The sequence below is a fragment of the Kitasatospora sp. NPDC057542 genome (genome assembly GCF_042801945.1).
GTDB lineage: Bacteria > Actinomycetota > Actinomycetes > Streptomycetales > Streptomycetaceae > Kitasatospora.
Window position 1 is genome coordinate 1 of record NZ_JBHVFE010000709.1, and the last position, 2,925, is coordinate 2,925.

Genomic DNA, 2,925 nt, shown 5'->3' on the forward strand with positions numbered 1-2,925 from the left:
GCCGTGGACCTACTACGCCTCCGCGCTAGGCGCCGCCCTCGTACTCGCCGCGACCGCCGTCGTGGTCCTGCCGGACCCGCCGGCGCGCCGGGTGGCCGGCGGGCTGGACCTCCCCGGCGCGGCCACCGCCGCCCTCGGCCTGACCGCCCTGGTCTGGGCGCTCACCGCCGCCCGCCGCACCGGCTGGACCGACCCCCAGGTGCTCGTCGCGCTCGCGACGGCAACCGCCCTGCTGCCGCTCTTCGTCCGCCTCGAACGCCGCCACCCGCACCCGCTGCTGCCCCCACGCCTGCTGCGCACCGGCCGGGTCGCCGCCGGAAACCTGCTGATGGCCCTGCTCGGCTCCGTCTGGATCGCCCTGTTCTACCTGCTGCCGCTCTACCAGCAGCGGGTGCTCGGCGACGGACCGCTCGCCGCCGGACTCGGCCAACTCCCGCTCGCCGCCGCCAACATGGCCGGCTCCTGGCTCGCCCCCCGGGCGGCCCGCCGGTTCGGTGCGGCCCCGGTGCCGGCCGCCGCGCTGCTCATCGGGGCGGCCGGACTGCTCTGGCTCACCCGGATCTCCGCAGACGGCAGCTTCGCCCTGGACCTGCTCGGCCCGAGCATCGCCGTCGGCCTCGGTCTCGGCGCGGCCTTCGCCCAGCTCACCGGCATCGCCGTCACTGGTGTCGCGCCGACCGACTCCGGTCTGGCCGGCGGTCTGGTGAACACCACCCGGCAGGTCGGCGGCGCGATCGGCCTCGCCGTTCTCGGCACCCTCGCGGCCGCCGTCACCGCAGGCGCCGCACCCACCCGACCGCCCCTCGACGCCCTCACCGCCGGCTACCGGGCCGCGTTCCTCGGCGGCGCGCTCGTCCTGGCCCTCGCCGCCGCCCTCGCCCTCCTCCTGCTCCGCCACCCGCGCCCCACCGCCCGGACCCGCGACGTCCGTACCCGTCACGCCCACCACGTCCGTACCCACCACCAGGGAGACCACGCGATGCCCACCCACACCCACACCATCGACACCACCGCCCCCGTCGTCGTCCGCCTCGCCATCACCGTCGACGCCCCGCCCGCCCTCGTCTGGGCCCTGCACACCGACGTCGAGGCCTGGCCGAGCTGGAACCCCGACGTCGAGCAGGCCCGCCTCGACGGCGGCCCGCTCACCGGCCCCGGTACCTCCTTCACCTGGCGCACCCACGGCCTGGACATCACCTCGACCGTCCGCGAACTCGCCCCCGGCCGCCGGATCGTCTGGGGCGGCCCCGCCAACGGCATCGAAGGCATCCACGTCTGGTCCTTCGAAGCCGCCGGCGACGGACGGGTGACCGTCCGCACGGAGGAGTCCTGGAGCGGACCGGCCGTCGACGCCATGCCCGAGGCGCTGGAGCAGGCGCTGCGCGAGTCCCTGGAGCGCTGGCTGGACCACCTCAGGGCCACCGCCGAGGGCGCGCACCGCGCCGCCACCGCCGGCTGAGCCCCCGAACCCCCGAGCCCCGCCCTTACCTGCCCGCACCGCTCACGAGAGGACCTCTCCCATGACCGCCGCCTCCGCCCCCAAGCCCTACCTGACCGGCCACTACGCCCCCGTCCCAGACGAGCTCACCGCCACCGAGCTGACCGTCGACGGCCACCTGCCGCCCGAGCTGACCGGCCGGCTGATGCGCAACAGCCACAACCCCAAGCCCGGCATCACCCCCACCCACTGGTTCAAGGGCAGCGGCATGGTGCACGGCATCCGGCTCCGCGACGGCCGCGCCGAGTGGTACCGCAACCGCTGGGTGAAGACCCCCGCCCTCGACGGCGCCCCGTACCTCACCGAACACGGCCCCGACCTGACCGTCTCCACCGCAGGCACCCACGTCATCGAACACGGCGGTCGCCTGCTCGCCCTCTGCGAGTCCGCCCTCCCCTTCGAGCTGACCGCCGAGCTGGAGACCGTCGGCGCCTACGACTGGAACGGCCGGCTCACCTCCGCGATGACCGCCCACCCCAAGGAGGATCCGCTCACCGGCGAACTGCACTTCTTCGCCTCCTCGCCGTTCCCGCCCTACCTGATCCACCATGTCTCCTCGCCCGACGGCACCGTGCTCACCAGTCAGGAGGTGCCGGGCGCGAGCGCCGCGCTCAAGCACGACTTCGCGATCACCGAGCACCACGTGGTCTTCCTGGAGGGCTCGGTCACCTTCGACCCGGCCGACCAGTCGGGCATCCCGTACGGCTGGAGCGACGGCCAGGCGGCGCGGCTCGGCGTGATGCCGCGCGGTGAGGGCGGGGCAGCAGGGGTCCGCTGGTTCCCGATCGAGGCCGGCTACGCGATGCACCTCGCCAACGCCTACGAGGACGCCGCCGGGCGGATCGTCGTCGAGGGCCCGTCGGTCGGCCGGGACGGCTGGCAGCGCTCGTGGAACTGGTGGGTCGGCGCCCCCGACCGCGGCGCCGAGCCCAACTCCGGCTCCCGCGGCCGCCGCTGGGTCGTGGACCTGGCGGCCGGGCGGGTCCGCGAGGAGCAGACCGACGACCTCACCGTGGAGTTCCCGACCATCAACGACGCGTTCCTCGGCCGCGAGCACCGCTACCAGTACGCGCTCTCCTTCCCCGACGACCGAGGTGTCGGCGACCACACCCTGGTCAAGTACGACCGCCGCACCGGCGGGCGTCAACTGCTCCCGGTCGGCACCGGGCAACTGCCCAGCGAGGCCGTGTTCGTCCCCGCCGACGAGCGCCCGGACGCCGACGAGGACGCCGGCTGGCTGCTCACCGTCGTCAGCGATCTGAACGTGAACGCCTCGAAGCTGCTCGTCCTGGACGCCTCCGACCTCACCCTCCCCCCGGTCGCGACCGTCCACCTCCCGCGCCGGGTGCCCGCCATGATCCACGGCTCCTGGATTCCCGACACCGCCCTCGCGTAACACCCCCGTACCTCCACCGACCGCTCCCGGC

Annotated in this window: 2 protein-coding genes; both read left to right on the plus strand. The window is 74.8% G+C overall.

All coding sequences use genetic code 11. The annotated features are described in order from the left end of the window. Positions 1-1,459: MFS transporter (locus ACFU7Y_RS42475; RefSeq protein ID WP_380771793.1), on the plus strand; the 1,459-nt coding region annotated here is incomplete at its 5' end. A 61-nt stretch (positions 1,460-1,520) separates the two neighbouring features. Continuing rightward, complete coding sequence (locus tag ACFU7Y_RS42480; protein WP_380771795.1) at positions 1,521-2,894, plus strand: carotenoid oxygenase family protein; 1,374 nt, start codon at positions 1,521-1,523, stop codon at positions 2,892-2,894. The last annotated feature ends 31 nt before the right edge of the window (positions 2,895-2,925 follow it).